The following is a 25621-nucleotide window of genomic DNA, read 5'->3' on the forward strand; positions in this document are numbered from 1 at the left end:
GGCCCCTAGGATTCCCTTATCACCTCACCGGTCTCTTTCGACAGGAACCCCATGAGCGACACTTCCTCCCCCTTCGGCTTCGAGCTCGTGCGGCGTGGGTACGACCGCGGTCAGGTGGACGACCGCATTACGAAGCTCGTCGCCGACCGTGACAGCGCGCTGGGCCGCATCACCTCGCTGGAGAAGCGCATCGAGGAACTCCACCTCGAAACGCAGAACGCCCAGGCGCAGGTCAATGACGCCGAACCGTCCTACGCGGGCCTCGGTGCGCGCGTGGAGAAGATCCTCCGTCTCGCCGAGGAGGAGGCCAAGGACCTGCGCGAGGAGGCCCGCCGCGCCGCGGAGCAGCACCGCGAGCTGGCCGAGTCGGCCGCCCAGCAGGTCCGTAACGACGCCGAGCAGTTCGCCGCCGAGCGCAAGTCGAAGGCAGAGGACGAGGGCGCCCGGATCGTCGAGAAGGCCAAGGGCGAGGCGTCCACGCTGCGCGCCGAAGCGCAGAAGGACGCGCAGTCCAAGCGCGAGGAGGCCGACTCCCTCTTCGAGGAGACCCGTGCCAAGGCCGCGCAGGCCGCCGCCGACTTCGAGACCAACCTCGCCAAGCGCCGCGAGCAGTCCGAGCGTGACCTGGCCTCGCGTCAGGCCAAGGCCGAGAAGCGCCTGGCGGAGATCGAGCACCGTGCCGAGCAGCTCCGCCTGGAGGCGGAGAAGCTGCGTACGGACGCCGAGCGCCGGGCCCGCCAGACGGTGGAGACCGCGCAGCGCCAGGCGGAAGACATCGTGGCCGACGCCAACGCCAAGGCCGACCGGATCCGCAGCGAATCGGAGCGCGAGCTGGCGGCGCTGACCAACCGCCGCGACTCCATCAACGCGCAGCTGACGAACGTCCGCGAGATGCTGGCGACGCTGACCGGTGCGGCCGTCGCCGCCGCCGGCGCCCCCGGCGACGAGGAGTCCGCCACCCGCGGCGTGCCCGCTCAGCAGTCCCGCTGACCCTCCCCGGCTGACGCTGGGAGGTGCCCCGAGCAGGCGTTCGCACCGCACCTTCACGCGCCCCCGTACCGCCCCTCCGGCGGTGCGGGGGCGCGGTCGTGCGGGGGTCCGCCGGGCGGCTGTGCCCCGGTGGCGGGGCCCTCCGGGCGCCCCTAGCGTGCAGTACATGATCGAGCTCGAGGGGCTGACCAAGCGTTACGGCGACAAGATCGCCGTGGACCACCTCACCTGCACGGTCCGGCCCGGGATCATCACCGGCTTCCTCGGCCCCAACGGTGCGGGCAAGTCCACCACCATGCGGATGATGCTCGACCTGGACCACCCGACCGCCGGCACGGTCCTGATCGACGGCAGGCACTACCGGCAGCTGAAGGATCCGCTGACGTACATCGGTGCGCTGCTGGACGCGAAGGCGATGCACGGCGGGCGGAGCGCGTACAACCATCTGCTGTGTCTGGCGCAGAGCAACGGCATCCCGCGCAGCCGGGTCGGCGAGGTACTGGACACGGTCGGGCTGAGTTCGGTCGCCAGCAAGCGCTCGAAGGGGTTCTCCCTGGGGATGGGCCAGCGGCTGGGCATCGCCGCGGCGCTGCTGGGTGACCCGGAGATCCTGATGTTCGACGAGCCGGTCAACGGGCTCGACCCGGAGGGCATCCACTGGATCCGCAATCTGATGAAGAACCTGGCGAGCCAGGGCCGTACGGTCTTCGTCTCCTCCCATCTGATGAGCGAGATGGCCCTCACCGCAGATCACCTGATCGTGATCGGGCAGGGCAAGCTGATGGCGGACACCTCGATGGCGGACTTCATCCGGGAGAACTCGCGGTCCTACGTACGGATGCGGTCACCGGAGCAGGAACGGCTGCTGGATGTGCTCCGGGCCGAGGGCATCGAGGCGTCGGCGGTCGGCAACGGCTCGCTGGAGATCGACGGGGTGCCCGCCAACCGGCTCGGTGAGCTTGCCGCCCGGCACCGGCTCACCCTGCACGAGCTGAGCCCCCAGCAGGCTTCCTTGGAAGAGGCGTTCATGCAGCTGACGGCCGAGTCGGTGGAGTACCACGCCCACGACGGGGAGCCGGTCACGGTGCCGGGCGGGCCGGCGCCGGGTGCCGTGCCGCCGGGAGATCCGCAGCCGGTCGGCCGGCCGGGTGGGCAGCAGGGCGGCTGGGGCGCCGACTGGCAGAAGAAGAGGAGCTGACGATGGCGGCGGTCACGCAGGTGCTGCGCTCGGAATGGACCAAGATCAGATCGGTGCAGTCGACGGTGTGGACGCTCGGCGTCGCAGTCGTCGTCACCATCGGCCTCGGCATCCTGATCTGCGTCCTGGCCAGGAACGAGTTCGACTCGATGTCGGTCCGGGACCGGCTCACCTTCGACCCCACCAACATCAGCTTCGCCGGGATGGGCCTGGGCCAGCTCGCGATGATCGTCTTCGGCGTGCTGGTGGTCTCCAACGAGTACAGCACCGGCATGATCCGTACCTCGCTCGCCGCCGTACCCCAGCGGACGATGTTTCTCTTCAGCAAACTGCTCGTCGCCACCGCGCTGGTCTTCCTCGTCGGGCTGGCGACCAGCTTCGCGACCTTCTTCGCCGGCCAGGCGGTCCTGGGCGAGCACCGGGCGTACCTCGGCGACCCGGGAGTGCTGCGCGCGGTCTTCGGCGGCGGGCTCTACATGATGCTGATCGCGCTGTTCTCGATGGGGGTGGCCGCGATGCTGCGCAGCCCGATGCTGTCGCTGGGCATCCTGATGCCGTTCTTCTTCCTGATCTCCAACATCCTCGGGAACGTCTCTGCGACCCGGAAGATCGGCCGCTATCTCCCCGACCAGGCGGGCCAGAAGGTCATGCAGGTGGTCACGCCCCTCGACGAGAAGGTGCCGTACGGCCCGTGGGGCGGGATCGGCATCATGGTCGCGTGGACGGCGGCCGCGCTGGCCTGTGGCTTCGTGCTGTTCAAGAAGCGCGACGCCTGACCGTCCCGGCCGGTGGTCCGCGCAGGCGCGTCCGTGGGAAGGCCACCGCTGTCAGCGGGCCGGTCGTGCCGGCCCGTATCGGGTGACGCATCCCTCTTCCGCGTTTTGACGGGAACCGTCAAGGGACCGATAGCCTCCTAACCCTCACGGGGGCACGAGGGCGCCTCTGCCCCGCCACCATCTCGCGAGGGGCGGAGAATGATCGAGGCAGTCGGCCTGACGAAGCGCTATGGCGCCAAGACGGCCGTGCACAACCTGTCGTTCCAGGTACGGCCGGGCACGGTCACCGGCTTCCTGGGGCCCAACGGCTCCGGCAAGTCGACGACGATGCGCATGATTCTGGGCCTGGACACCCCGACCTCGGGCCACGCCACCGTCGGCGGCCACCCCTTCCGCAAACTCCCCAACGCCCCCCGCCAGGTGGGTGCGCTGCTCGACGCCAAGGCGGTGCACGGCGGCCGCAGCGCGCGCCAGCACCTGCTCTCGCTCGCCCAGCTGTCCGGCATCCCGGCCCGGCGGGTCGACGAGGTGCTCGGTGTGGTGGGCCTGCAGGGCGTCGCGAGGCGGCGCTCCAGCGGCTTCTCGCTCGGCATGGGCCAGCGGCTCGGCATCGCGGCGGCGCTGCTCGGCGACCCACAGGTGCTGCTCTTCGACGAGCCGGTCAACGGCCTCGACCCCGAAGGCATCCTCTGGGTGCGCAATCTGATGAAGCAGCTGGCCTCCGAGGGCCGCACGGTCTTCGTCTCCTCGCACCTCATGAGCGAGATGGCCCTCACCGCCGAGCACTTGATCGTGATCGGCCGCGGCCAGCTGCTCGCGGACATGTCGGTCAAGGAATTCATCTCGGCCAACTCCGCTGATTTCGCCCGGGTGCGCGTCCCTGACACCGACCCCGAGCAGCGCGAGAAGCTGACCGCGGCGCTCGGCGAGGCCGGCGGACAGGTCGCGGCGGAGCAGGACGGTGCGCTGCGGGTGACCGGGCTGCCGCTCCCCCGCATCAGCGATCTCGCGCACGGCGCCGACGTCCGGCTGTGGGAGCTGTCGCCGCACCAGGCATCCCTGGAGGAGGCGTACATGCAGCTGACGCAGGGCGCCGTGGACTACCGCTCGACGGCCGACCAGCGGGCCGGTCTGCAGGAGGCCCCGGCGGGGTACGCGCCCCAGGGCGGCGTTCCGCACGGCGGCGCACCGCAGGGGTACGCGGGCCCGGGATACCCGCCGGGTCAGCCCGGCCAACCCGGCCAGGGTCAGCCCAACCCTTACGCGCAACAGGACCCGTACGCCCAGCAGGCGCCGGGCGCCGTTCCCGGGCGGGGCTATCCGCCGCCGGCCCAGGGTCACCCGTACGGGGCGCCCGCGCCGTACGCCGCGCCTCAGTCCTACGGGCAGCAGCCCGCCGCGCCGATGCCGCCCACCGCCCAGCCCGCCGACGCCACCACGCCGCACCACGAGGACGCCCGATGACCAGCCCTCAGCAGCCGCAGCCCCAGCAGCCGCAGCCTGAGCGCGGACCCGACGACGCCGCGCAGGCCCAGCAGATGCCGCCCGCACCGCCGATGCCGCCCACCGCGCCGCCGCAGCACCGGGGCGCGCCGCCCCAGGCGGGCGGCCAGGGGCAGCCGGATCAGCCGGCGCCCGCCCGGGAGGCCGGGACGATGATGCTTCAGGCCCAGCAGGCGCCGGAGCAGCAGCCCGGCCAGGAGCAGGGCACCATGATGCTCCAGGCCCAGCCGATGCCCCAGGCCCAGCCGCAGCCGGCCGCCGACGCCCCGCAGGTGCAGCCGCTCGCGGCGCACGGTCCGGGCAAGGACGCGGGCACGATGATGCTCCAGGCGCAGCAGGCACCCCCGCCGCAGAACGCCTACGCGGGCGGCGGCGCCCCGCACCAGGCACCTCAGGCACCCCAGCAGGGTCAGCCGCAGCAGGGCCACCCCCAGCAGCAGCCCGGCGCCAACTGGCAGGGCGGCCATGCCGGTTATGTCTCACCGATCCCGGTACGCCGTACCCACCTCGGCCACGCGCTGGCCTCGGAGTGGACGAAGATCCGCTCGGTGCGCTCGACGCTGTGGACGCTGGGCGTGTTCGTCCTGCTGGTCATCGGCGTCGATCTGCTGGTCACCCTCGCGCTGAGCGACCCCAACCGCATGGTCGATCCGAAGCTGGGATTCGCCTTCCTCGGCGTCCTGTTGGGCACCTTGTGCATCATCCCGCTCGGGGTGCTGGTGATCTCCTCCGAATACGGCACGGGGATGATCCGCACGACCATGACCGCCTGCCCCAGCCGGGCGCGGGTGCTCACCGCCAAGGCGATCGTGTTCTTCGGCCTGGCCTTCGTCATCACGACCGTCACCACCACGCTCGTCGCGCTCCTCACCTCCGGGATGCTGTACGGCCCGGACCCGACGACGGAACAGTGGCTGCGGGGCACGGTGGGTGCCGGCCTCTACGTGTCGATGCTCGGCCTGCTGGCAATGGCCGTGGGCTCGCTGCTGCGGCATTCGGCGGGCGCGATCAGCGCCATGCTCGGTGTGGTGCTGCTGCCGATGCTGCTGGCCGTCTTCATGGCGGGCTCGGAGAGCCTGCGCAAGGTCAGCGAGGCGCTGATCAACTACTCGGTGCCCAACGCGCTGGCGACGCTCTACGACAACCCGTTCTTCGAATCGGGCCCGGAGGGCTGGACCCCGCTGTGGGTCCTCACCGGGGTGACCGCCGTCGTGCTGGGCGGAGCCTTCGCCGCCCAGCAGCAGCGCGACGTGTAGGTCACACGCCTCACCTTCGCCGCGCTCAGTAGCGCGGCGCGTTACGGGACCGCTGGAGCCGCGCGCTCCGGCGGTCCCGTGCGTTCCAGCAGGCTTTGTGCCAGTGCCGGCGGTCGTCGACGTCGCCGTGCTGCGGCCAGGCGACGACGTGCGGCACACCGGGCGGGATCTCCTGGTCGCAGCCGGGGCAGCGGTAGTGCTTGGCCGCGCCGCCGCCTCCGACGTGGCGCACGACCCACTCCTCGCCCCGCCACTCCTCGGTGCGCTCCAGACCGAAGCGGTCACCGCCCGGGCGGTCGGTGGGCTTCGCACCGCCGGGCTGGCGGTTTCGACGCGGAGACACTGGGGCACCTCGGAAGATTCACGGAGTCACGGGCTGTCACCAGCGTACGCGGAACGGGCGGGGACAGGCACGGCCCGTCACGTTTCTGCGATCATCGGGAAATTTCGCGGCAGGCCGTGCCCTTGGCACGTGTCAGACGTTGTTGCCTGTAAGGGGGAAGTCGCGTCGGCTGCGAGGAGGCAGAGAGCGATGCGTGTCGGAGCTTTCATCCTGGCCGCTCAATTTCCCGGTCAGGGACAAGGGGAAGCGCTGCACCGCGCGGTGCGCTCCGCGGAGATCGCGGAGGAGGCCGGACTCGACGACGTCTGGCTGGCGGAACACCATTTCGTGCCGTACGGCGTCTGCCCCAACGCCGTGACACTGGCGGCGCTGCTGCTGGGCCGGACCCGCAGGATCGGCGTCGGGACGGCCGTCAGCGTGCTGCCGACCCAGCATCCGGTGGCTCTGGGTGAGCAGGCGGCGCTGCTGCACCTGACGTCCGACGGGCGATTCACGCTCGGCGTCGGCCGCGGTGGCCCCTGGGTGGATCTGGAGGTCTTCGGCTCGGGTCTGGCCGCGTACGACCACGGCTTCCCCGAATCGCTCGATCTGCTGCTGCGCTGGCTGCGCGAGCCCCGGGTCGGGGCGGACGGCGAGCGCTTCTCGTTCCGTGAGGTCGCGGTCGTACCGCGCCCGAGCGAGGCGCTGGGCGGCCCGGACGGTCCGGCGACCGGCCCCCCGGGGCCGCCGGTGGTGGTCGCCTGCACCTCGCCCTCCTCGGTCCGCCTGGCCGCGGAGCGCGGACTGCCGATGCTGCTCGGCATGCACTGCGGCGACGAGGAAAAGGCGGACATGATCGCGCTGTGGCGGTCGGCAGCCCGGGAGGCCGGGCGGGACGGCGACGAAGTGGCGGCGGCCGAGCATGTCTCGGCGGGCGTGGTGCAGATCGCCGACGGCCCAGGGGACGCGGCGGAGACGCTGGCGAAGGCGATGCCCGGCTGGCTCCGGCAGGGGCTGGGCGCACATGTGACCGTCGACGGCCGCTATCGCTCGATGCGCGATCCGCTGGCGTACACCGAGCTGTTGTGCGGGCTGCATCCCGTCGGCCCGCCCGCGCTGTGCGCCGACCGGCTCGCGGCCACGGCGGAGCGTACGGGCGTGCGGAGGTTCGCGCTGCTCGTCGAGGGGTCCGGCGATCTCGCCGCCACCGAGGAGAACGTCCGCCGGCTGGGCGCGGAGGTTCTGCCGCAGTTGGGGTGACCCCGCCGGGCCCGACGGGGCGGCCTGCGCTGTGCTGCCGCCGTGTTGGCGTGCGGATGTCTCTGGCTGTGCCCGTGGTGCGGTCATGCGAGGCGCCGTGCTCTCGAAGGGGCGGGGTCGGGCTGTCGACGGTGGTGCTGCCGCTGGCGCACGGGCACCGAGCGTGCCGGAACGCGGTACGCAGCGGCAGCAACTCCGCTCAGCAGTCGCGGAGTCCCGGCGACTGGTTGAGCAGCTGACCCCGGATGGAGGTGAAGCGGGCCAGACGGTCGTCCACCACCGGGTCGAGCGGGAACACCGCGACCCGATGGCAGTTCTGGAAGGCGAGACGCACACCGAAGTGGCGCTCCAACGAACCGCGTATCGCGTCACTCGCCAGGGCGCGCAGCAACTGGCCTCGCGCCTGTTCGTCCGGCGGCGGCGTCTGGTTGTCGGCGAACTCTCCACCGTCCACCTTCAGCTGGGCCACCAGGGAGCTGATCATCCCCCATGCGTAGGGCAGGGAGGTCCGGACGCAGTCGACAAATGCGGCTTCGTCGACCTCGCCTCGCTCGGCCTGTTCGAGGAGGGCCGGTGAGACGTCGAGCGACATGAGGTTCTCCTCTCGCGACCCCGCCGGGACGGGGCCTCAGGAATGGGACAAGGGGCGCCGCGACGCAGCGTGTTCGTATCACGACCCCCTGCTTCAACGGTATGCCGCGCAAGAGGCCCGCACCAGGAGATTGCACATACAACCGGCCAATGCCGAACAGGTGGATCCAGGGGCGAATCGCGTCAGTGGGCTCCGGTCGAGTAGCGTGGCGCCCCATGCGTCTCGTCATCGCCCGCTGCTCCGTGGACTACGCGGGCCGGCTCACTGCCCATCTCCCCTCGGCCCCCCGTCTCATCCTGGTGAAGGCGGACGGCTCCGTCTCCATTCACGCGGACGACCGGGCCTACAAACCGCTCAACTGGATGTCCCCGCCCTGCTCCCTCAAGGAGGGGGACGGCGATGTGTGGACGGTGGAGAACAAGGGCGGCGAGAAGCTCATCATCACGCTGGAGGAGGTCCTGCACGACTCCTCGCACGAGCTCGGTGTCGACCCCGGCCTCATCAAGGACGGGGTGGAGGCGCACCTCCAGGAGCTGCTCGCGGACCGGATCGAGACCCTCGGCGAGGGCTATTCACTGATTCGGCGTGAATACCCCACCGCTATTGGCCCGGTGGATATCTTGTGCCGGGACTCCGATGGCGGCACCGTCGCGGTGGAGATCAAACGCCGCGGTGAGATCGACGGCGTTGAGCAGCTCACCCGCTACCTCGAACTCCTCAACCGCGACCCGCACTTGGCGCCGGTCAAGGGCATCTTCGCGGCGCAGGAGATCAAGCCGCAGGCCCGGGTGCTGGCGACCGACCGCGGTATCGGCTGCGTCGTGCTCGACTACAACGCGCTGCGCGGCATCGAGGACGACAAGCTCCGCCTGTTCTGACCTCGTCGGTCCTGTCCGCAACGGCGGGCGGGACCGGCAGCGCAACGGCCCGGTAGGGGGCCGGCCGCCGACATGGCGGGCCGGCCACGTACCGGGCCGTTGCGCTGTCCGTACGCGGGCGTCAGCCGGCGGGTGCGGGCTCGGCGGAGGCCGTGGAGTCGCCGCCGGAGGGCGCCGCGGCCTCCTGGGTGGGCCCCGCGGCGTCGGCGCCTGCGGTCGTCTGCGACGGGCTCTGCATCGTCGGCTTCTCCGTGGGCTCGCCGGTCGGCGTCGGCTCCGTGGGCTCGCCGGTCGGCTCGTCGGTGGGTGTCGGGTCGGTGGGCTCTTCCGTCGGGCTGTGGGTGGGGCGGGTCGGCTGGCCGGTAGGACGGGTCGGCTTGCCCGTCGGCTCGGTCGGACCGGTCGTGCCGTCCGTCGGGCCGCTGCCGGTGTCGGTCGGGGCCGCGCTGGTGGCAGAGCCGCTGTCCGACGCGGACGGGCTGTCGGGGCGGCTGGGGGTGCCCTCCTGGGCCGTGCCGGTGCGGGTGGGCGGCAGGCTCGCTCCCGTGTCGGGCCCGTCGGCGGGCAGGTCGGCGCTGTCGCCGTCCTCCGTGCTCTGTTCCGTGCCGCTGCGGTCGCCCCTGCTGTCGTCGTCCGAGGTGACGCCGAGGGTGACGACGGTGCCGAGCACGGCGACGAGCAGAGCGCCGGCGCTCGCGGCGACGAGGTTGCGGCGGGCCCCGCGGGACACCGCCCGCCCCGTGCCGACGCCGGCCGCGCCGCCATTGCCGGTCACGGCCGCGGAGGACGCGGTGGACGCGGCTCCCCGGGCGATGACCGTCGCGGCGGTCTCCCTGGTGCGGGCGATGCGCACCGCGGCGGAGGCTCCGCTGTCGGCCGGGGCAGGTGGCGTGCGGAGGGCCTTCGCCGCCGGAGTCGTGGCCCCGGGAGCCTTCGTGCCCGGGGCGGTCTGCGGGAAGTGGGCCCGGGTGGCGGCGGTGGAGGCGGCTCGCGACCGGTCGGTGACCAGTGCCAGGGCCCGCCGTCCTGCCACCGCGCCGTCGCGGTCGGAGAGCACGCCGCGCAGCCCGATGGACGCCTCCAGTTCGGCCCGCGCCCGGTCGACGTTGCCGGTGCACAGGGCCAGGACGCCCAGCTCGTGGTGGAAGTAGGCCTCCTCCGCCACCTCGCCGGCCAGTCTGGCGGCCTCCTGACCGTGCCGGAGGCTGCGCTCCCAGGCGCTCCAGTGCAGCGCCGCGGCGAACGCCGGCGCGGCGGTACGGGCGAGCAGCACGGCCGCACTGGCGTGGCCGCTCTCCCGGCTGCCGGTCAGTACACCCATGGCGGCCAGCACCGCGTCGGCCTCGGCGGCGGCCCGTTCGGGGGTGACCGAGGGGTGGCCGGTCCACCAGGCGTAGTGCTGCGCCGCGGTGTGGGCCCGGCCGGTGGCGCCCTCGGCGTAGCCGGCGGCCTCCAGTTGGTCCTGGACGGTCGCGGCGAGCCGGTAGTGGCTGCCGGCCGGGGTGATCAGGCCGCAGCCCAGCAGACCGGCGAGCGCGGCGTCGGCATGGGTGTCCTGGGTGAGCGCCGGCAGGTGCGCCTGGTGCGGCAGTTCGCCGCCGAGCGCGACGGCGAAGCGCAGGGTCTCCTGGGCTGCGGCGCCGAGCCGGGCGGCGAGCAGCGGAGCGGGGGAGGCGGCCTCGGCGCGGGAGGGCAGCGGGACGTCCGGGCGGTCGGCGGGTTCGGCGGGTTCGGCGGCCGCGTCCCGCGATTCCTCGGGGAACAGGCCGTAGCCGTCATCGAGGGCACCGGGTCCGGCGCGCAGCTGGTCACGCTGCCGCAACAGGGCCGCGGCCTGCACGAACCGCAGCGGCAGGCCCTCGGACTCGAACCAGAGGTCGGCCGCCCAGGCCGCCTCCTCTTCGGTGAGCGATCGGCTCAGGGCGCGCTCCAGCAGCCGTACGCAGGCGCTGCGGCCGATGCCGTCAAGGACGACCTCTTCGAGGTGGGAGCCGGGGCCGGGCGGCGCGATGTCGGGGGTGACGCCGATCAGGAAGGCGCATTCGGGGGTCGCTTCGAGGAGTTCGTCGAGCGCCGTGCCGCCGAACTCCAGGTCGTCGAGGACGACGATCGCGCCGATGCCGCCGAGCAGCTGCGACAGCTCCGGTCGGTCCGGGCGGTGTTGCGGGACGCGGTGGACCGCGGCGACGAGCGCGTGGAGGACGTCGGTGGGGGTGCGGTGGTAGCCGGAGAGGCGGACGACGCCGTCGGGTGCCAGGTCGGCGCAGGCGGTGGCGACGGCGTCCAGCAGCCGGGATCGGCCCGAGCCACGGGGGCCGGTGACGCGTACGGAGCGGCCGCGGGAGAGCAGCCGAGCGAGGCGTTCGGTTTCCTCCGCGCGCTCTTCCAGGGTGGCTTCGTGGCCGGCGAATCCACGGGGGGCGGCGGGCAGCGGGGGCGCCTCGGCGCGGGCGGCCGCGGCGCGTTCCTTGGCGGTGAGCTTGCCGGGTGTGGCGGGGCGCTCTCCGGGCGGGCAGGGCTCTATCTCGCTGCCGTCGACGGGGTTGACGGTGACGAGGTAGTTGCCCGAGACGAGCCGGACAACGCGGACCGGCCCGTCGGAGCCGCTGGGCGCGCTGCCGAAAGGGGGTGCCGGCGGCTCGGCAGGGCGACCCTGCGTGCCGTACTCCTCAGACCCCCGGTGGGTGTTCCGGTCCATGCTCAAAGCCCCCAGACGTGGCGTGCCGACTGCTCCTCCGGCCGTCCGCACTCCCCCGGCTCCGGCCGGGTCGTCTCAGCCGTCGCGTCTGGTCCGGTGCCCGCCGCTGCCGTGGCATGGGGCGGGGATGCGAACCTTAGACCTGGAGTGCGGGCCGACGCATCGTCGGGGGCCGGTCATGACCGGAACATCCCGCCGTAGTGGAAGTCTGCTGGTCTGCGGCTTTTGATGCCCCTGCGCGGGTCGGCGCTTCGGGGCGGGCCGGCCGCCTCGGCCCTTGCGTCACACGCGAGGAAGCGATTCCGCTTCGATGCCGCCCTCGATGGCGAGGATGCGGTGCAGACGGGTGGCGACCAGGAGGCGTTGCATCTGGGGTGGCACGCCGCGCAGCACGAGCCGGCGGTTGACCCGGCCGGCTCGGCGGTGCACACCCATGATCACGCCAAGGCCGGTGGCGTCCCAGGAATCCAGCTCGGTCAGGTCCAGCACGAGATCGCCACGACCGGAGTCGACAGCGGTGTGCAGGGCCGTACGGGCGTCCGCCGCGCTGCGGACGTCGAGGCGGCCCCCGACGACCAGCTCGACGTGGTCGCCCCTGATGTGCATATGCGCTCCCCGGAGTGATGGGTAATCGTGTGTTGGCGTCTACAGAACTGACTGCCTCTCATGCGACGAAGTTGCCGCCTGTAAGCGAACCGATACCGAATTCACCCCGAGGGGTGAAGCAATCGGGTGCCCCTGCTGACGGGGCACCTGACGCGGTCTCAGTGCTCGTAGAAGCCCTGCCCACTCTTGCGGCCGATATCGCCCGCATCGACCATTCGCCGCATGATCTCCGGCGACGCGAACTTCTCGTCCTGGGACTCGGTGTAGATGTTGTCGGCGGCGTGCAGCAGGATGTCGACGCCCGTCAGGTCGGCGGTGGCCAGCGGTCCCATCGCGTGGCCGAAGCCCAACTTGCAGGCGATGTCGATGTCCTCGGCGGTCGCCACGCCGGATTCGTACAGCTTCGCGGCCTCGACGACCAGCGCCGTGATGAGGCGGGTGGTGACGAAGCCGGCGACGTCGCGGTTGACGACGACGCAGGTCTTACCGACGGACTCGGCGAACTCCCGTGCGGTGGCGAGGGTTTCGTCGCTGGTCTTGTAGCCGCGCACGAGTTCGCACAGCTGCATCATCGGTACCGGCGAGAAGAAGTGCGTCCCGACGACCCGCTCGGGCCGCGAGGTGGCCGCGGCGATCTTGGTGATCGGGATGGCGGAGGTATTGGAGGCCAGCACCGCGTCATCCTTGGCGAGCTTGTCGAGCGCCTGGAAGATCTCCCGCTTGACCTCGACCCGCTCGAAGACGGCCTCGACGACGATATCGGCGTCGGCGACGGCTTCCAGCTCGGTCGTGGTGGTGATCCGGGCCAGCGCCTGCTCGGCGGCGGACGCCTCCAGCTTCCCCTTGGCGACGAACTTCTCGTACGACGCCTCGATGCCACCCTTGCCGCGAGCCAGCGCCCCGTCCGTCACATCGCGGAGGACGACGTCCCAGCCCGCCTGGGCGGAGACCTGCGCGATACCCGAACCCATGAGTCCGGCTCCGATGACGGCGAGCTTCCTTGCCACTGCTGTCCCCTAACACCCTGTGCACTTAACGGCTCTCAGGGCGACGTTAGCGGTCGTGAGCGATCGTTTGGTAGGGAAGAGATGCGCGTCACGTCTCAAATGACGGACGTCACACCGACGGGGTGCCGACCGGGGCAGGAAACCCGCCACCCGGTCGTCATTCGTCCGCCCGTACGGCGTAGTTGAGCACCTTTTCGCTCAGCAGGTCCGCCATCTCGTCCAGCAGGGCGAGCGCCTCCCTGGACACCGCGGCGGCGGTGCGGCCGGCGAGCATCTCGCGGGCGATGGCGCCGATGACGGTGGAGTGCACCCAGGAGATCTGGCCGGCGACGAGCAGTGGCAGCGGGTCCTCGGGGCCGGCGCCGGTCTCCTCCCGGAGGGTGTCCTCCAGATTGACCAGGCTCTCCTGCTGGAGGTACCAGAGCCGGGCCTTGAGGGTGGGCGCGTCGTGCACCACCCGCATGAACCGGTCGTAGCCGTCGATCAGGCCGAGTGACGGCGAGACGGCGACGGCCTCCTCGCGCAGGTCGCGCAGCACGGCGGCGGCCGCGGACTCACCCTTGTCGCGGCCGCGTACGGATCGCGACAAGCGGTCCACGAGGCTCTTGCTGCGGTCGAGGAAGAGGTCTTCCTTGGCCGGGAAGTAGTTGTAGACGGTGTTGACCGAGACGTCGGCGGCCTCGGCGACCTCGGCGATGGTCACCGCGTCGAAGCCGCGCTCCAGGAACAGGCCGGTGGCCACGTCCGAGATGTGCTGCCGGGTCTGCCGCTTCTTCCGCTCCCTGAGCCCCTCTGCCATGCCCTCATCGTAGGCAGCTCTGACCTCTCCTCAAACTTGGAGACATTGCAAATTTGGGGTGACTCTGTTTTTCTGTCGCCATGGCAGTCATCACCACGGCCGGGCTGGCCCGGACCTTCACCACCGCGCGCGGACCTGTCGAGGCCGTACGCGGCATCGACCTCACCGTCGAATCCGGCGAGATCCTCGGATTCCTCGGCCCGAACGGCGCCGGCAAGACCACCACCCTCCGCATGCTCACCACCCTGCTCACCCCCACCGGCGGCAGCGCCTCGGTCGCCGGCTGCGACCTCACCCGGGACCCCGTCGGCGTACGGCGCAGAAGCGGATACGTCGCTCAGGCCGGCGGCGTCGATCCCCAGGTGTCGGTGCGCGAGGAACTCGTCACCCAGGGGCGGCTCTACCGCATGGGCAGGGCGCAGGCCGTCGCGCGCGCCGCGGAGCTGGCGGACGACCTCGGCCTCACCGATCTGCTGGACCGCAGGACCGCCGCACTCTCCGGCGGTCAGCGCCGAAGGCTGGACCTGGCGATGGGCCTCGTGCACCGCCCCGAGGTGCTCTTCCTCGACGAGCCGACGACCGGCCTCGACCCCGGCAGCCGGGCCGATCTGTGGGACCTGGTCCGCCGCATCCGCGGCGACCACGGCACCACCGTGTTCCTGACCACCCACTACCTGGACGAGGCCGACGCGCTCGCCGACCGCCTGGTGATCGTCGACAAGGGCGTGGTGGTCGCGGAGGGCACACCGAGCGCGCTCAAGACCGCATACGCCGGATCCACCGACGCGTCACTGCAGGACGCCTTCCTCGCCGTCACCGGACGGGCCACCACCGCCGTGGACACCGCTCCCGTCGCGGTCTGAGCCCCGCGACCACCCCGTCCGCCGCGCCCCTCCCCGCCCTCCTCCAGGAGTCCTCCGATGTCCACCCTGCTCACCGACACCGCCCTCATCTTCGGGCGGTACGCCCGGCAGACCCTGCGGTCCCGGCTTCAGATGCTCTTCGGGCTGCTGATGCCGCTGCTGTACCTGTTGTTCTTCGGTCCCCTGCTCACCGATCTGCCGCTCGGCCCCGCCGGGACCAGCTCCTGGCAGGTTCTTGTGCCCGGCCTGCTCCTCCAACTCGCCCTGTTCGGGGGTGGGTTCTGCGGTTTCGGCATCCTCATGGAGAAGCAGTCCGGCGTGGTGGAGCGGATGCGCGTGACCCCCGTCAGCCGGTTGGCGCTGCTGCTCGGGCGGGTGCTGCGGGACGCCGCGGTGCTCGTCCTCCAGTCGGTGCTGCTGGTACTGGCGGCCGTCGCGATGGGCTTGCGCGCCCCGCTGCCCGGCGTCCTCATCGGCCTCGCGTTCGTCGCCGTCCTCACCCTCGCCCTCTCCTCGCTGTCCCACGCGCTGGCCCTGAAGGTCCGCACCCCGCAGGAGTTCGCGCCCGTCATCAACGCCGTCACCATGCCGTCGATGCTGCTGTCCGGGCTGATGCTGCCGATGACGCTGGGGCCGGGCTGGCTCGATGTGCTCTCGCACGTGATGCCCTTCCGCCATCTCGTCGACGCGGTCCGGGAGGCGTTCACCGGCGACTACGCCTCCGCCGCCCTGCTCCGCGGCGCCCTCGTCGCGCTCGCGCTGACCGTGGTCTCCGTGACGCTTTGCACACGGGCCTTCAAGAAGTCCGCGGCGTAGGGTCGTCCGTATGGTGAATCTGACGCGCATCTACACCCGCACCGGCGACAAGGGCACCACCGCCCTCGGCGACATGAGCCGCACCGCCAAGACCGACTCCCGGATCTCGGCCTACGCGGACGCCAACGAGGCCAACGCGGCCATCGGCGTGGCCCTGGCGCTCGGTTCACTGCCGGACGACGTCTCCGCGGTGCTGCTGCGGGTGCAGAACGACCTCTTCGACGTCGGCGCCGACCTCTCCACCCCCGTGGTGGAGAACCCCGAGTTCCCTCCCCTGCGCGTCGAGCAGACCTACATCGACAAGCTGGAGGCCGACTGCGACCTCTTCCTGGAGCAGTTGGAGAAGCTGCGCAGCTTCATCCTCCCCGGCGGCACGGCCGGCGCGGCGCTGCTGCACCAGGCGTGCACGGTCGTGCGCCGCGCCGAGCGTTCGACCTGGGCGGCCTTCGAGGAGCACGGCGAGAGCATGAACCCGCTGACCGCCACCTACCTCAACCGCCTCTCCGACCTGCTGTTCATCCTCGCGCGCAGCGCCAACAAGGAGGTCGGCGACGTGCTGTGGGTGCCGGGCGGCGAGCGCTAGGCCGGACCCGGCCCCGGGCCCGCGGCCACCCGGCGCGCTCCCGGCGTCAGCGGAGGGACTTCTCCTGCGGGCGGGCCTGCGTCTCGGGTGCCGCGGGGCCGCCCGGGTCCTTCTTCTGCCAGAGGAGATACGTCAGGGCGATCAGGCCGTGGATCGCGACGATCCGGCCCGTGGCCACCTGCCAGCCGCGCAGCGAGGCGGTGTCGCCACCCCCGCCGACGAACCAGATCGCCACCTGCAGCAGGCCCGTGGCGACGGCCGCCATCAGCACCGTACGCAGCCACAGCTTCCCCTCGTGCCCGGCGCGGGCGAGACCGTACCGCGGGGGCTTGACCGGGGGTGGTCCGCCGGCGAAGCGATGGGCGAAGTGCCCGTCCACCCAGGCGATCGTGTAGTGGCCGTAGGCGACCGTGTAGCCGATGTAGACGGCGGCCAGGCCGTGCTTCCAGTCCGCGGTCGCACCGTTCCTCAGGTCGATCGCGGTGACGACCAGAAGGGTCAGTTCCAGCAGCGGTTCCATCAGGAGCACCGCCGCCCCGGTGCGTGGCATGCGGGCCAGGTAGCGCAGCGCCAGGCCGGCGACGAGCAGCACCCAGAAGCCGACCTCGCAGATGATGATCAACGTGACGACCACGGTGGTCTCCTTTCGGGACGAACACCTCAAGGCTCGCAGCGGCGCTCGCCCGGCACGTCGTCGCGCGCGACGATCCCGGACTGCATCTTTCGATGTAGTCGACCGGCGCCAATCCCGGTCCTGACATGGAGGCAGCGGGCCCCGGCGCCATGTTTGATGGTGGGGTGACCGCCAGACCCTTCACCGCCCCCGGCCGGCCGCACCGCATCGACGTGCTCATCGCGGGCGGCGGGCTGCTCGGCGGGCTGCTGCTCTGGACGCTGGATCTGCACGGCGGCCCGCCGCTCCTCGGCCTGCCGGCCGCACTCACCCTCGTCGCGCTGGCCACCATGTCGGCGGCCGAGCTGCGGCGCCGTACCGCCCCGATGACCGCGCTGAGCATCGCGCTGGTGGCGCTGGCGCTGGACATCTGCTCCGGCACCCTCATCGCCACCGTCCTGATGTTCACGGACCTGATCTACGCGGCCGTCCTCTACGGCAGCCCCGCCGCCGCCCGCCGGATCCCGCTGTCCTCCGTGCTGGTGACCGTGCTGGCAGCCGTCGCGCTCACCGCGTTCCGGCACGACCCGCAGGTGGTGACGCTCAGCATCGTCATCGCCCTGGGCACCGTCACGCCGGCCTGGACCGGCCTGATCATCCGCAACCACCGGGACGCCGCGCAGGCCGCCCGGCTGCGTGCCGAACAGACCGCGCTGCTCGCCGAGATCGACCGGGCCCAAGCGGTCGCAGGCGAACGGGCCCGGATGGCACGCGAACTGCACGACATGGTCGCCAACCATCTGTCCGCCATCGCGATCCACACCACCGCCGCGCAGACCCTCGACGACCCGGCGGCGACCCGTGAGGCGCTCGGCGTGATCCGCGAGAACAGCGTGCAAGGTCTGGCCGAAATGCGTCGTCTCATCGGCCTGTTGCGGGCCCCCGAAACGCCCGGCGGCACCGCGGAGCCGGCCGCGACCCCCACCCTCGACGGGCTCGACGCGCTGCTCGCCCAGGCCGGCACGAACGGCGCGAGCAGCGGACTGGCCTTCTCCCTGGACGACGCCCGGCCCACCGACGGCAGCGGGTCCACGGTGGCCACGCCGGTCGAGCTCGCCGCGTACCGGATCGTCCAGGAGTCACTGACCAACGCGCTCAAGCACGCGGCCCCCGGCGAGGTACGGGTCCGGATCACCCATGAGCGGGGCGCGGCGCTCACCGTCACCGTCAGCAGCCCGTTCGCCGAGCGCCCCCGCCCCCGCGCGCCCGGGTCCGGCGCCGGGCTCGTCGGAATGCGCGAGCGGGTCGCCCTGCTCGGCGGGACATTCGAGGCCGGCCCGCAGACGTATCCGGCCGGTCGGTTCTGGCGGGTGCGGGCAGTCCTGCCGGCACCCGAGGAGGGAGAGCCACGATGAAAGGCGCCGCCCAGGGGCCGATCCGGGTCCTCGTCGCCGAGGATCAGTCCGCCGTACGCGCCGGGCTGGTGCTCATCCTGCGCTCGGCCCCCGACATCGACGTCGTCGGGGAGGCAGCGGACGGTGAGGAGGCGGTGCGCCTGGCCCGTGAGCTGCGCCCCGACCTGGTGCTCATGGACATCCAGATGCCCCGGCTCGACGGGGTGTCCGCCACCCGGCAGGTCGTCGCGGAGGCCCTGGCGGACGTCCTGGTGCTGACCACCTTCGACCTGGACGAATACCTCTTCGGGGCGCTACGAGCGGGAGCGGCGGGGTTTTTGCTGAAGGACAGCGACGCGGCCGCCCTGCTGGCCGCGGTGCGGACGGTGGCGTCCGGCGACGGGCTGATCGCCCCGGCGGTGACCCGCCGGCTGATCGCGGAGTTCGCCGCCCCGGGTGCGGCGGTGCGGCGGGCGCCGGCCGGCGACGCCCCCGATCCGGCCGTCATGGAAGCGCTCACCCGTCGCGAGCACGAGGTGCTCGGCTGTCTGGGGCGGGGACTGTCGAACGCCGAGATCTCGGTGCGGCTGACGATGGCGGAGGCCACCGTCAAAACGCACGTCAGCCGGCTGCTGGCCAAGCTCGGCCTGCGCAGCCGGGTGCAAGCCGCGGTCCTGGCGCAGGAGTTGGGGGTCGACGCGCCGTGACGAAGGGGCCGGCGACGCTCAGGCGACGTTCACCCTCGCGCCCGGACGTGTGCACGGGCCGCATCCCACGGGACGCCTCGCTCACGCCACGTTGACGCGTTGGCCGGGCGGGGCCGCTTCCAGCCAGGCCAGGAAGCCGGTGAGGGCGTCCTCGCTCATCGCCAGTTCCAGCCGCGTACCGCGGTGGCGACAGGCGAGCACGAGGGAGTCGGAGAGCAGCGCCAGCTCTTCCTCCCCCTGGGGGGTGCGGCGCTCGACGACCTCGATGGCGGAGCGCTCCAGGACACGGCGGGGCCGGGGCGCGTAGGAAAACACCCGGAACCACTCGATCCGGTCTCCGTTGTAGCGTGCCACGCCATAGATCCAGCCCTTGCCGCTGGGCTCCGTCTCGGTCTCCGGAACGTCCCAGCGCAGGCTGCAGTCGAACGTGCCGCCGGACCGCTGGATCAGCCGCCGCCTCAGTCCGAAGACGAACAGCCCCAGCAGCACCACCAGCACGACCGCGCCGCTCACAAGCAGAGCGAGGACCATCTCGACCGACCTCCTCGCCTCGATGAGGTACCCCGGACGGAGCCCGGGGGACGGAAACGCACCTGCATTGCCTCAGCCGCGGGCCGCTCCGGAGGAGTCCGGGCAGCCCGCGGCTGAGGATCGATCTCGTCGGTGGCGGGGCTCAGTGAACGCCCGTCACCGCACGCAGCCGGACATCGGCGCGACGCTCGGCGGCCGCGTCGGCCTCCGACTTCGCTCGCTCCAGGGCCCGCTCCGCGCGCTGGACATCGATCTCGTCCGACAGTTCCGCGATCTCCGCGAGCAGAGACAGCTTGTTGTCGGCGAAAGAGATGAAGCCGCCGTGCACAGCGGCGACGACGGTGCCGTCACCGCTCTCACCGGTCGTACGAATCGTCACCGGGCCCGACTGCAGCACGCCGAGAAGCGGCTGATGTCCGGGCATGACGCCGATGTCGCCCGACGGGGTGCGCGCGACGACAAGGCTGGCCTCGCCGGACCAGACCTGACGGTCCGCGGCGACCAACTCGACGTGCAGCTCAGCCACGATGGCTCCTCGGGTCTCCACCTGCCTGGCTCGGCAGATGTTGGGTCAAATACTAGTGGTCGCACGGGCCGGGGGCGGACAGGACCGCCCCCGGGACCGCGAGCACGGGGTCAGGAGACGCCCAGCTCCTTGGCGTTGTTCTTGAGGTCCTCGATACCACCGCACATGAAGAACGCCTGCTCGGGGAAGTGGTCGTACTCGCCGTCGGCGATCGCGTTGAAGGCCGCGATCGACTCGTCCAGCGGAACGTCCGATCCGTCGAGACCGGTGAACTGCTTCGCCGCGTGGGTGTTCTGCGACAGGAAGCGCTCGATACGACGGGCACGGTGGACAACCAGCTTGTCCTCCTCGCCCAGCTCGTCGATACCGAGAATGGCGATGATGTCCTGCAGGTCCTTGTACTTCTGCAGGATGCCCTTGACGCGGGAGGCCGCGTCGTAGTGGTCCTGCGAGATGTAGCGCGGGTCCAGGATGCGGGACGTCGAGTCCAGCGGGTCGACCGCCGGGTAGATGCCCTTCTCCGAGATCGGACGCGACAGAACGGTCGTCGCGTCGAGGTGCGCGAAGGTCGTCGCCGGGGCCGGGTCGGTCAGGTCGTCCGCGGGGACGTAGATCGCCTGCATCGAGGTGATCGAGTGACCACGGGTCGAGGTGATGCGCTCCTGCAGGAGGCCCATCTCGTCCGCCAGGTTCGGCTGGTAACCCACCGCGGAGGGCATGCGGCCCAGCAGGGTGGAGACCTCGGAACCGGCCTGGGTGAAGCGGAAGATGTTGTCGATGAAGAACAGCACGTCCTGCTTCTGCACATCGCGGAAGTACTCCGCCATGGTCAGACCGGCCAGCGCGACGCGGAGACGGGTGCCCGGGGGCTCGTCCATCTGGCCGAAGACCAGCGCGGTCTTCTCCAGAACGCCGGAGTCCGTCATCTCGTCGATGAGGTCGTTGCCCTCACGGGTGCGCTCGCCGACGCCGGCGAACACGGAAACGCCCTCGTGCAGCTTCGCCACACGCATGATCATTTCCTGGATGAGGACGGTCTTGCCGACGCCCGCACCACCGAACAGACCGATCTTGCCGCCCTTGACGTACGGGGTCAGCAGGTCGACGACCTTCAGGCCGGTCTCGAACATCTCGGTCTTCGACTCGAGCTGGTCGAAGGCCGGGGCCTTGCGGTGGATCGGCCAGCGCTCGGTGACCTGAGCCTCCGCCTCCGGCTCGTTCAGGATGGCGCCAAGGGTGTTGAACACCTTGCCCTTGGTGATGTCGCCGACCGGAACGGTGATGCCGTCGCCGGTGTCGGTCACCGGGGCCTGGCGGACCAGACCGTCGGTGGGCTGCATCGAGATGGCGCGGACCATGCCGTCGCCCAGGTGCTGGGCGACCTCGAGGGTCAGCGTCTTGAGCTTGCCCTGCTCGGCGGGGTCGGCGACCTCGACGTGCAGTGCGTTGTAGATCTCCGGCATCGCGTCGACGGGGAATTCCACGTCGACGACCGGGCCGATGACCCGGGCGACGCGGCCCGTTGCCGTGGCCGTTTCAACAGTGGTGGTCATAGTGGTCAGTCACTCCCCGCGGTCGCGTCGGCCAGAGCACTGGCACCACCGACGATCTCGCTGATTTCCTGGGTGATTTCGGCCTGTCGGGCCGCGTTGGCAAGCCGCGAGAGCGACTTGATGAGGTCTTCTGCGTTGTCGGTCGCCGACTTCATCGCACGACGCGTGGCGGCGTGCTTGGAGGCGGCGGCCTGCAGCAGTGCGTTGTAGATCCGCGACTCGACGTACCGCGGCAACAGGGCGTCGAGGACGTCCTCGGCCGACGGCTCGAAGTCGAACAGCGGAAGGATCTCGCCCTTGGACGACTCCTCCGCCTCCACCTCGCCGAGGTGGAGCGGCAGCAGACGCTTGTCGACAGCCGTCTGCGTCATCATCGACACGAACTCGGTGAAGACGATGTGGAGCTCGTCCACGCCGCCCTCGGCCGTGTCCTTCTGCACCGCCGCGATCAGCGGGCCGGCCACGGCCTTGGCGTCCGCGTACGTCGGGCTGTCGGTGAAGCCGGTCCACGAATCCGCGACCTGGCGCTCACGGAAGCCGTAGTACGAGACACCCTTGCGGCCGATGATGTACGTCTCGACGTCCTTGCCCTCGGCCTTGAGGCGCTCGGTGAGCGACTCGGCGGCCTTGATGGCGTTCGAGGAGTAGCCGCCGGCCAGACCGCGGTCGCTCGTGATGAGCAGCACCGCGGCGCGAGCCGGGTTGTCCACCTCGGTGGTCAGGGCGTGCTGGGTGTTCGAACCGGTGGCAACCGCTGTCACCGCGCGGGTCAGTTCACTCGCGTACGGCGTCGACGCCGCCACCTTGCGCTGCGCCTTGACGATGCGCGAGGCGGCGATCATCTCCATCGCCTTGGTGATCTTCTTGGTCGCGGTGACGGAGCGGATGCGACGCTTGTAGACCCGGAGCTTGGCTCCCATGGATCAGGTCCCTTCCGTCGTCACTTGGCGGTGCTGACCGGAGCGTCCTCACCGAGCAGCTTGCCGTCCGAGGTCTCGAACTGCTGCTTGAAGGCGGCGACGGAATCGGTGAGCGCCTGGATGGTGTCGTCGGACATCTTGCCGCCCTCGCGAATGCTGGTCAGCAGGTCCTTCTTCTCCCGGCCCAGGTAGTCCAGGAGCTCCCGCTCGAAGCGGCGGATGTCCTCGACCGGTACGTCGTCCATCTTGCCGGTGGTGCCGGCCCAGATGGAGACGACCTCGTGCTCGGTCGAGAAGGGCGCGTACTGGCTCTGCTTGAGCAGCTCCACCATGCGCTTACCGCGCTCCAGCGACGCCTTGGAGGCCGCGTCCAGGTCCGAACCGAAGGCGGCGAACGCCTCCAGCTCGCGGTACTGGGCGAGGTCCACGCGCAGTCGGCCGGAGACCTGCTTCATGGCCTTGTGCTGGGCGGATCCACCGACACGGGAGACCGAGATACCGACGTTCAGCGCCGGGCGCTGGCCCGCGTTGAACAGGTCGGACTCCAGGAAGCACTGGCCGTCGGTGATCGAGATGACGTTGGTCGGGATGAACGCCGAGACGTCGTTGGCCTTGGTCTCGACGATCGGGAGGCCCGTCATCGAACCGGCGCCCAGGTCGTCGGAGAGCTTGGCGCAGCGCTCGAGCAGACGCGAGTGCAGGTAGAAGACGTCACCCGGGTAGGCCTCACGGCCCGGCGGGCGGCGCAGCAGCAGCGACACGGCGCGGTAGGCGTCGGCCTGCTTCGACAGGTCGTCGAAGACGATCAGGACGTGCTTGCCCTGGTACATCCAGTGCTGGCCGATGGCCGAACCGGTGTAGGGCGCCAGGTACTTGAAGCCCGCCGGGTCGGACGCCGGGGCGGCGACGATGGTGGTGTACTCCAGGGCACCGGCCTCCTCCAGCGCGCCGCGCACGGACGCGATGGTGGAGCCCTTCTGGCCAACGGCGACGTAGATGCAGCGGACCTGCTTCTTCGGGTCGCCCGAGCGCCAGTTGTCACGCTGGTTGATGATCGTGTCGACGGCCAGGGCGGTCTTGCCGGTCTGGCGGTCACCGATGACCAGCTGACGCTGGCCACGGCCGATCGGGGTCATCGCGTCGACGGCCTTGTAGCCCGTCTCCATCGGCTCGTGGACCGACTTACGGACCATGACGCCCGGAGCCTGCAGCTCCAGGGCGCGGCGGCCCTCGGACTCGATCTCGCCGAGGCCGTCGATCGGGTTGCCCAGCGGGTCGACGACGCGGCCGAGGTAGCCCTCGCCCACGGCGACCGAGAGCACCTCACCGGTGCGCTGCACCGGCTGGCCCTCCTCGATGCCGCTGAACTCGCCGAGGACAACCGCGCCGATCTCGCGCTCTTCGAGGTTCAGCGCAAGACCGAGCGTGCCGTCCTCGAACTTCAGCAGCTCGTTCGCCATCGCCGAGGGAAGACCCTCGACCTTCGCGATGCCGTCTCCGGCCTCGCTGACCGTGCCGACCTCCTCGCGCGAGGCCGCGTCCGGCTTGTACGCCTGGACGAAGTTCTCCAGCGCGTCCCGGATCTCCTCCGGCCGGATCGTGAGCTCCGCCATCTGGGTTCCCTGCTCTCCTTGTTGGGCCCGAAGTTACTTGCGGGTGTCTGGGGGGCTGTCCCCCAGGGGGTTTCCGCTTACGGCCCAACTCGGGCCGCCGTCGTGCTTGTGCTGTGTCCCCGACGGTGGCTTCCGGACCGCAGCCGGATCTTTCGATCCGGCCGTCTGGCCCGGCGTCCATCCGCCGGCTGTGCAGCTCTTGAGTTGGTGGGTGGGTCAGCCGGCCATCCGTCGGGCCACCTCGGCGAGGCGGTCCGCGATGGTCCCGGTGATGACCTCGTCGCCGATGCGCACCTGCACGCCGCCGAGGACCTCGGGGTCCACGTCGAGGTTCAGGTGGATCTGCCGTCCGTACGTCGCGGCCAGCGCAGCGCCGAGGCGCTGACGCTGCCCCTCGCTGAGGGGCACCGCGGAGGTGACCACCGCGACCATGCGGTCCCGGCGGCTCGCCGCCAGCTTGGAGAGGGCATCGAACCCTGCTTCCAGGCTACGACCCCGCGGCTGTCCGACAAGACGGATCACGACTCGCTCGGTGACCGGGTTTGCCCGGCCGCCCAGCAGCGAGCGCAGCAGCTCCGTCTTGGCCGCGACCGAGGCGTTCTGGTCGGTCAGCGCGCTGCGCAGCTCGGGGTTCGAGGTGACGATCCGGCTGAACCGGAACAGTTCGTCCTCGACGTCGTCGAGCTGGCCGGTCCGCTGGGCCGCGATGAGGTCGGCGCTGTAGGCCAGCTCCTCGACCGAGTCCGCCAGGTCACGCGAGCGCGACCAGCGGGAGCGGACCATGCCGCTGACCAGTTCGGCGGTCGGGCCGCCGACCCGGCCGCCGAGCAGGCGCTCGGCCAGCTCGGCTCGCGCCTGGCCGGTCTGCGCCGGGTCGGTCAGGACCCGACGCAGCGACACCTCGCGGTCGAGCAGAGCGGTGACGGCAGCCAGCTCCTCGGCGAGCTTCGCCGCGTCGACGGACGTGTCGTCCGTCAGCGCGTCGAGTCGCTCGCGTGCGGAGGCGAGTGCCTCGCGGCTCGCTCCATTCATCGGCCGGCCTCAGCCTTCGTCGTGTCCGACGCCGCATTGGCCTCGAGCTCGTCGAGGAAGCGGTCGATGGTCCGGCTCTGCCGGGCGTGGTCCTCGAGGGACTCGCCGACGAGCTTGCCGGCCAGCTCGGTGGCGAGCGAGCCCACGTCCTGACGCAGCGACTGCGCGGCCTGCTTCCGGTCCGCCTCGATCTGGGCGTGACCGGCAGCGATGATTTCCTCACGCTGCCGCTGGCCCTCGGCGCGCATCTCGGCGATGAGCGTCGCGCCCTGCTCCTGCGCCTCCTGGCGCAGACGCGCGGCCTCGTGGCGGGCGTCGGCGAGCTGTGCCCGGTAGTCCTCGAGCACCTGCTGCGCCTCGGCCTGCTTCGCCTCGGCATCGTCCATGCGGCCTTCGATCGACGCCCGACGCTCGTCCAGAACCTTGTTGATGTTCGGGAGGAGCTTCTTGGCGAGGAAACCGAAGACGATGAAGAAAGCGATCAGGCCGATGACCAGCTCTGGAATCGGCGGGACCAGGGGGTTCTCAGGAACCTCCGCCGCCATGTTCACCAGGGCGTTCACATCAGTGCCTTCCGTCTGTGAA

Annotated in this window: 26 protein-coding genes; 12 read left to right on the top strand and 14 right to left on the bottom strand. The window is 71.1% G+C overall.

Annotation, left to right across the window (positions count from 1 at the left end):
• Window positions 1-51 precede the first annotated feature (51 nt).
• The 5 genes from ACH4FH_RS23730 to ACH4FH_RS23750 all read left to right on the top strand — a co-directional run bounded on the left by ACH4FH_RS23730 (window position 52) and on the right by ACH4FH_RS23750 (window position 5723).
• Complete coding sequence (locus ACH4FH_RS23730) at window positions 52-990, top strand: cellulose-binding protein (RefSeq protein ID WP_398557889.1); 939 nt, start codon at window positions 52-54, stop codon at window positions 988-990.
• A gap of 166 nt (window positions 991-1156) precedes the next feature.
• Window positions 1157-2188 carry an ATP-binding cassette domain-containing protein gene (locus ACH4FH_RS23735; protein WP_398557890.1) on the top strand — a complete coding sequence of 344 codons (1032 nt, stop codon included), beginning with the start codon at window positions 1157-1159 and terminating at the stop codon, window positions 2186-2188.
• 2 nt (window positions 2189-2190) lie between these two features.
• Window positions 2191-2964: an ABC transporter permease gene (locus ACH4FH_RS23740; RefSeq protein ID WP_398557891.1), complete on the top strand. Its 774-nt coding sequence runs from the start codon at window positions 2191-2193 to the stop codon at window positions 2962-2964.
• A gap of 198 nt (window positions 2965-3162) precedes the next feature.
• On the top strand, window positions 3163-4428 hold the full coding sequence (locus ACH4FH_RS23745; protein WP_398557892.1) for an ATP-binding cassette domain-containing protein: 1266 nt from the start codon (window positions 3163-3165) through the stop codon (window positions 4426-4428).
• Window positions 4425-5723: an ABC transporter permease gene (locus tag ACH4FH_RS23750; protein WP_398557893.1), complete on the top strand. Its 1299-nt coding sequence runs from the start codon at window positions 4425-4427 to the stop codon at window positions 5721-5723. The genes ACH4FH_RS23745 and ACH4FH_RS23750 overlap by 4 nt, the downstream gene beginning before the upstream one ends.
• Window positions 5724-5748: 25 nt before the next feature.
• Here the strand turns inward: ACH4FH_RS23750 and ACH4FH_RS23755 are convergent, their stop codons facing one another.
• Window positions 5749-6066: an ATP/GTP-binding protein gene (locus ACH4FH_RS23755; RefSeq protein ID WP_398557894.1), complete on the bottom strand. Its 318-nt coding sequence runs from the start codon at window positions 6064-6066 to the stop codon at window positions 5749-5751.
• Window positions 6067-6255: 189 nt separating this feature from the next.
• Here ACH4FH_RS23755 and ACH4FH_RS23760 point away from each other — a divergent pair, with 189 nt between their 5' ends.
• Window positions 6256-7305, top strand: a complete 1050-nt coding sequence (locus tag ACH4FH_RS23760) for an LLM class flavin-dependent oxidoreductase (protein WP_398557895.1) — start codon at window positions 6256-6258, stop codon at window positions 7303-7305.
• A 199-nt stretch (window positions 7306-7504) separates the two neighbouring features.
• Here the strand turns inward: ACH4FH_RS23760 and ACH4FH_RS23765 are convergent, their stop codons facing one another.
• Window positions 7505-7897 carry an SCO5389 family protein gene (locus ACH4FH_RS23765; protein ID WP_398557896.1) on the bottom strand — a complete coding sequence of 131 codons (393 nt, stop codon included), beginning with the start codon at window positions 7895-7897 and terminating at the stop codon, window positions 7505-7507.
• 215 nt (window positions 7898-8112) lie between these two features.
• On the opposite strand from ACH4FH_RS23765, the gene nucS reads away from it, so the two are divergent.
• On the top strand, window positions 8113-8775 hold the full coding sequence (nucS, locus tag ACH4FH_RS23770) for an endonuclease NucS (protein WP_393896948.1): 663 nt from the start codon (window positions 8113-8115) through the stop codon (window positions 8773-8775).
• 121 nt (window positions 8776-8896) lie between these two features.
• On the opposite strand, the gene ACH4FH_RS23775 is transcribed toward nucS, so the two are convergent.
• The 4 genes from ACH4FH_RS23775 to ACH4FH_RS23790 form a co-directional block, all read right to left on the bottom strand.
• Window positions 8897-11473, bottom strand: a complete 2577-nt coding sequence (locus tag ACH4FH_RS23775; RefSeq protein WP_398557897.1) for an ATP-binding protein — start codon at window positions 11471-11473, stop codon at window positions 8897-8899.
• Window positions 11474-11755: 282 nt separating this feature from the next.
• Window positions 11756-12079 (bottom strand): STAS domain-containing protein, encoded by a 324-nt coding sequence (locus ACH4FH_RS23780; protein ID WP_393896950.1) that lies wholly within the window; start codon window positions 12077-12079, stop codon window positions 11756-11758.
• 158 nt (window positions 12080-12237) lie between these two features.
• Entirely contained in the window at window positions 12238-13086 is an 849-nt protein-coding gene (locus ACH4FH_RS23785) for a 3-hydroxyacyl-CoA dehydrogenase family protein (protein ID WP_398557898.1), read from the bottom strand.
• 157 nt (window positions 13087-13243) lie between these two features.
• A complete protein-coding gene (locus tag ACH4FH_RS23790; RefSeq protein ID WP_398557899.1) occupies window positions 13244-13885 on the bottom strand; it encodes a TetR/AcrR family transcriptional regulator in 642 nt (213 codons plus the stop codon).
• Window positions 13886-13965: 80 nt separating this feature from the next.
• Between ACH4FH_RS23790 and ACH4FH_RS23795 the strand changes: the two genes are divergently transcribed.
• Genes ACH4FH_RS23795 through ACH4FH_RS23805 form a run of 3 tightly spaced genes read left to right on the top strand, consistent with a single transcriptional unit; the run spans window position 13966 to window position 16147 of the window.
• On the top strand, window positions 13966-14748 hold the full coding sequence (locus ACH4FH_RS23795; protein ID WP_398557900.1) for an ABC transporter ATP-binding protein: 783 nt from the start codon (window positions 13966-13968) through the stop codon (window positions 14746-14748).
• Between the two features lie 57 nt (window positions 14749-14805).
• A complete protein-coding gene (locus tag ACH4FH_RS23800; protein WP_398557901.1) occupies window positions 14806-15564 on the top strand; it encodes an ABC transporter permease in 759 nt (252 codons plus the stop codon).
• Window positions 15565-15574: 10 nt separating this feature from the next.
• Window positions 15575-16147, top strand: coding sequence for a cob(I)yrinic acid a,c-diamide adenosyltransferase (locus tag ACH4FH_RS23805; RefSeq protein WP_398557902.1), 573 nt, complete (start codon window positions 15575-15577; stop codon window positions 16145-16147).
• Between the two features lie 46 nt (window positions 16148-16193).
• Here ACH4FH_RS23805 and ACH4FH_RS23810 read toward each other — a convergent pair whose 3' ends face one another.
• Window positions 16194-16781 carry a hypothetical protein gene (locus ACH4FH_RS23810; RefSeq protein WP_398557903.1) on the bottom strand — a complete coding sequence of 196 codons (588 nt, stop codon included), beginning with the start codon at window positions 16779-16781 and terminating at the stop codon, window positions 16194-16196.
• A 149-nt stretch (window positions 16782-16930) separates the two neighbouring features.
• On the opposite strand from ACH4FH_RS23810, the gene ACH4FH_RS23815 reads away from it, so the two are divergent.
• A complete protein-coding gene (locus ACH4FH_RS23815; protein WP_398558051.1) occupies window positions 16931-18175 on the top strand; it encodes a sensor histidine kinase in 1245 nt (414 codons plus the stop codon).
• Entirely contained in the window at window positions 18172-18861 is a 690-nt protein-coding gene (locus tag ACH4FH_RS23820; RefSeq protein ID WP_398557904.1) for a response regulator, read from the top strand. The genes ACH4FH_RS23815 and ACH4FH_RS23820 overlap by 4 nt, the downstream gene beginning before the upstream one ends.
• Before the next feature lie 81 nt (window positions 18862-18942).
• On the opposite strand, the gene ACH4FH_RS23825 is transcribed toward ACH4FH_RS23820, so the two are convergent.
• From ACH4FH_RS23825 to ACH4FH_RS23855, 7 genes are all read right to left on the bottom strand, one after another.
• The gene (locus ACH4FH_RS23825) at window positions 18943-19392 is read right to left on the bottom strand and encodes a DUF2550 domain-containing protein (RefSeq protein ID WP_393896959.1); all 450 of its coding nucleotides are present in this window, start codon (window positions 19390-19392) and stop codon (window positions 18943-18945) included.
• A 142-nt stretch (window positions 19393-19534) separates the two neighbouring features.
• Complete coding sequence (locus ACH4FH_RS23830) at window positions 19535-19918, bottom strand: F0F1 ATP synthase subunit epsilon (protein ID WP_393896960.1); 384 nt, start codon at window positions 19916-19918, stop codon at window positions 19535-19537.
• A 110-nt stretch (window positions 19919-20028) separates the two neighbouring features.
• A complete protein-coding gene (atpD, locus tag ACH4FH_RS23835) occupies window positions 20029-21471 on the bottom strand; it encodes a F0F1 ATP synthase subunit beta (RefSeq protein ID WP_398557905.1) in 1443 nt (480 codons plus the stop codon).
• A 5-nt stretch (window positions 21472-21476) separates the two neighbouring features.
• On the bottom strand, window positions 21477-22391 hold the full coding sequence (locus tag ACH4FH_RS23840) for a F0F1 ATP synthase subunit gamma (RefSeq protein ID WP_398557906.1): 915 nt from the start codon (window positions 22389-22391) through the stop codon (window positions 21477-21479).
• Window positions 22392-22411: 20 nt separating this feature from the next.
• Complete coding sequence (gene atpA, locus ACH4FH_RS23845) at window positions 22412-24004, bottom strand: F0F1 ATP synthase subunit alpha (protein WP_393896963.1); 1593 nt, start codon at window positions 24002-24004, stop codon at window positions 22412-22414.
• A 216-nt stretch (window positions 24005-24220) separates the two neighbouring features.
• Window positions 24221-25036 carry a F0F1 ATP synthase subunit delta gene (locus ACH4FH_RS23850; protein ID WP_398557907.1) on the bottom strand — a complete coding sequence of 272 codons (816 nt, stop codon included), beginning with the start codon at window positions 25034-25036 and terminating at the stop codon, window positions 24221-24223.
• Window positions 25033-25599 (bottom strand): F0F1 ATP synthase subunit B, encoded by a 567-nt coding sequence (locus ACH4FH_RS23855; RefSeq protein WP_398557908.1) that lies wholly within the window; start codon window positions 25597-25599, stop codon window positions 25033-25035. The genes ACH4FH_RS23850 and ACH4FH_RS23855 overlap by 4 nt, the downstream gene beginning before the upstream one ends.
• Between the last annotated feature and the right edge of the window lie 22 nt (window positions 25600-25621).

Source organism: Streptomyces sp. NPDC017993, assembly GCF_044328065.1.
In the GTDB taxonomy this organism is placed as follows: domain Bacteria; phylum Actinomycetota; class Actinomycetes; order Streptomycetales; family Streptomycetaceae; genus Streptomyces.